Origin of the sequence: Roseomonas sp. KE0001 (genome assembly GCF_016107285.1) — a bacterium.
In the GTDB taxonomy this organism is placed as follows: domain Bacteria; phylum Pseudomonadota; class Alphaproteobacteria; order Acetobacterales; family Acetobacteraceae; genus Pseudoroseomonas.
In genome coordinates this window covers 2,501-5,628 of the sequence record NZ_RCVQ01000027.1, presented here as the reverse complement: position 1 = coordinate 5,628, position 3,128 = coordinate 2,501, and the positions used below count along the sequence as shown (strand labels likewise).

Sequence of the window (3,128 nt, the reverse complement as noted above, 5' to 3'; positions counted from 1 at the left end):
GGGATGATGGATGCGGGGACAGGATTTGAACCTGTGACCTTCAGGTTATGAGCCTGACGAGCTACCGGGCTGCTCCACCCCGCGGTGGTGTGTGTGTCGAGTGATGAGTTCTGGCTGGGTGGCCCGGCGGCGACCTACTCTCCCGCGCCTTGAGGCGCAGTACCATGGGCGCTGGGGTGTTTCACGGCCGAGTTCGGGATGGGATCGGGTGTATCAACCCCGCGATAGCCACCGGGCCACCGAGCCAGAACTGTCATCACGGATGGTGTGGTGAGACTGATTGGTGATATCGGGTGTGTGAGTGCGGATTGGTGCTGCGTGCGGTGTGTTTTGCACACTGCGTGTGATGGGATGAGATCGTTCGGGTGATTAGGACCGCTCAGCTGCGCCTGTTACCAGGCTTCCACTTGCGGCCTATCGACGTGGTGGTCTTCCACGACCCTTGGGGAGACCTCGTTTAGAGGCTGGTTTCCCGCTTAGATGCCTTCAGCGGTTATCCGTTCCGTACTTAGCTACCCAGCGATGCTCCTGGCGGAACAACTGGTACACCAGAGGTACGTCCATCCCGGTCCTCTCGTACTAGGGACAGATCCTCGCAAGTCTCCAACACCCATGGCAGATAGGGACCGAACTGTCTCACGACGTTCTAAACCCAGCTCACGTACCGCTTTAATCGGCGAACAGCCGAACCCTTGGGACCTGCTCCAGCCCCGGGATGCGATGAGCCGACATCGAGGTGCCAAACCTCCCCGTCGATGTGGACTCTTGGGGGAGATCAGCCTGTTATCCCTAGAGTACCTTTTATCCGTTGAGCGATGGCCCTTCCACGCGGGACCACCGGATCACTAAGGCCGACTTTCGTCTCTGTTCGCGCTGTCGCGCTCACAGTCAGGCGGGCTTATGCCTTTGCACTCAACAGCCGATGTCCGACCGGCTTGAGCCCACCATCGCGCGCCTCCGTTACCATTTGGGAGGCGACCGCCCCAGTCAAACTGCCCACCACGCAGGGTCCCGGCCCCAGCTAATGGGGCTCGGTTAGACACCAGAAAGGCGCAGGGTGGTATTTCAAGGATGGCTCCGCCGAAGCTGGCGCCCCGGTTTCATAGCCTCCCACCTATCCTACACAGCCCCTTCCTGGTGCCACTGCGAAGTTGCAGTAAAGGTTCATAGGGTCTTTCCGTCTGACCACGGGTACCCCGCATCTTCACGGGGAATTCAATTTCGCTGAGCCCATGCTGGAGACAGTGGGGAGGTCGTTACGCCATTCGTGCAGGTCGGAACTTACCCGACAAGGAATTTCGCTACCTTAGGACCGTTATAGTTACGGCCGCCGTTTACCGGGGCTTCGATTCAAGGCTTGCACCTCTCCTCTTAACCTTCCGGCACCGGGCAGGCGTCAGACCCTATACGTCATCTTTCGATTTCGCAGAGCCCTGTGTTTTTACTAAACAGTCGCCACCCCCTGGTCTGTGCCACCCCACACTGGTTGCCCAATGAGGGGTCTCGCTTATCCCGAAGTTACGCGAGCAATTTGCCTAGTTCCTTCAGCATGGTTCTCTCAAGCGCCTCGGTATACTCAACCAGTCCACCTGTGTCGGTTTCGGGTACGGTCTATATGTCAGAGCTATTTCCTGGAGTGATCCAGCAGCCCGTCCAATCCGATAAGGACGAACAACGTTTCACACTCGTCACTTCTGACAGGCCCAGGAATATTCACCTGGTTTCCATCGGCTACGGCTGTCGCCCTCGCCTTAGGGGCCGGCTCACCCTGCGCGGATTGGCCTTGCGCAGGAACCCTTGGACTTTCGGCGGGAGAGGTTCTCACTCTCCTTGTCGCTACTCATGTCCGCATTCGCACTTCCGATACCTCCAGGAGCCCTCACGGGTCTCCCTTCGCAGGCTTACGGAACGCTCCGCTACCGCTTGTCAAAGACAAGCCCACAGCTTCGGCAGATGGCTTGAGCCCCGTTACATTTTCGCCGCAAGACAGCTATTAGACCAGTGAGCTATTACGCTTTCTTTAAAGGATGGCTGCTTCTAAGCCAACCTCCTGGTTGTTTTGGCCGTCTCACATGCTTTCCCACTTAGCCATCATTTGGGGGCCTTAGCTGGTGGTCTGGGCTGTTTCCCTCTCGACAATGGACCTTAGCACCCACTGTCTGTCTGCCAGGTAGCACTCACCGGCATTCGGAGTTCGGTAGGGTTTGGTAGGACTTTGGGTCCCCCTAGCCCTTCCGGTGCTCTACCTCCGGCGGTGTTCGCCTGACGATCTACCTCAATAGATTTCGCGGAGAACCAGCTATTTCCGAGTTTGATTGGCCTTTCACCCCTAGCCACAGCTCATCCCCGACTTTTTCAACAGGCGTGGGTTCGGCCCTCCAGTGCGTGTTACCGCACCTTCAGCCTGGCCATGGCTAGATCACTCGGTTTCGGGTCTTCTGCCTGCAACTCAACGCCCTGTTCGGACTCGCTTTCGCTGCGCCTACACCTAACGGCTTAAGCTTGCTGCAAACAGAAACTCGCGGACCCATTATACAAAAGGTACGCCGTCACCCTTACGGGCTCCGACTGCTTGTAGGCGTTCGGTTTCAGGTCTCTTTCACTCCCCTTGTCGGGGTGCTTTTCACCTTTCCCTCACGGTACTTGTTCACTATCGGTCACCAAGGAGTATTTAGGCTTGGAGGGTGGTCCCCCCATGTTCAGACAGGGTTTCACGTGCCCCGCCCTACTCGAGACCCCAGAGAAACACTACGCCTACGGGGCTATCACCCGCTATGGCCGGCCTTTCCAGACCCTTCGGCTTCTTCTCTCTGAGATACTGGCCTGCTCCCCTTTCGCTCGCCACTACTCGGGGAATCTCTGTTGATGTCTTTTCCTCCGGCTACTGAGATGTTTCAGTTCACCGGGTTCGCCTCCTGAACCTATGAATTCAGTCCAGGATCTCCCTAAGGAGGGGTTGCCCCATTCGGACATCCGCGGATCAACGATCGCTCGCATCTCCCCGCGGCTTATCGCAGCGTGCCACGTCCTTCATCGCCTCTTGGTGCCAAGGCATCCACTGAACGCCCTTCTCATACTCAACCCATCACCGCCCGCACGCAGGACCAAGCCGCACCCTTCGGCGCGAA

Annotated in this window: 1 tRNA gene and 2 rRNA genes; all 3 read right to left on the bottom strand. The window is 57.8% G+C overall.

What is annotated here, in order from left to right:
- Positions 1 to 7: 7 nt before the first annotated feature.
- Positions 8 to 84 (bottom strand) — tRNA-Met (locus D9598_RS20680).
- Positions 85 to 121: 37 nt separating this feature from the next.
- A 5S ribosomal RNA gene (rrf, locus tag D9598_RS20675) occupies positions 122 to 236 on the bottom strand.
- 112 nt (positions 237 to 348) lie between these two features.
- A 23S ribosomal RNA gene (locus D9598_RS20670) occupies positions 349 to 3,082 on the bottom strand.
- Positions 3,083 to 3,128: the final 46 nt, after the last annotated feature.